The organism is Fulvivirga lutimaris (assembly GCF_009711525.1).
Taxonomy (GTDB): domain Bacteria; phylum Bacteroidota; class Bacteroidia; order Cytophagales; family Cyclobacteriaceae; genus Fulvivirga; species Fulvivirga lutimaris.
Genome location: NZ_SMLV01000001.1, coordinates 1 through 202, shown reverse-complemented (window position 1 = coordinate 202; position 202 = coordinate 1). Strand labels below are relative to the sequence as shown.

At 38.6% G+C, this 202-nt stretch carries 1 protein-coding gene; it reads left to right on the top strand.

Annotation, left to right across the window (positions count from 1 at the left end; genetic code table 11):
- Positions 1-202: TonB-dependent receptor plug domain-containing protein (locus E1140_RS00005; protein WP_155177918.1), on the top strand; the 202-nt coding region annotated here is incomplete at both ends.

Genomic DNA, 202 nt, shown 5'->3' with positions numbered 1-202 from the left:
TTTTGACTTAGACCCAAACAACATTGCAAGCATTTCGGTACTTAAAGGTGCAGCAGCTAGTGCACTATATGGTTCAAGAGCCACTAATGGTGTAATTGTAATTACTACAAAGGCCGGTAAGAAAGGTGTAAAGAAAGGACTTGAAGTTACATACAACGGATCTGTAAACTTCGAAGAGATATCAGGTATTCCAGATTATCAG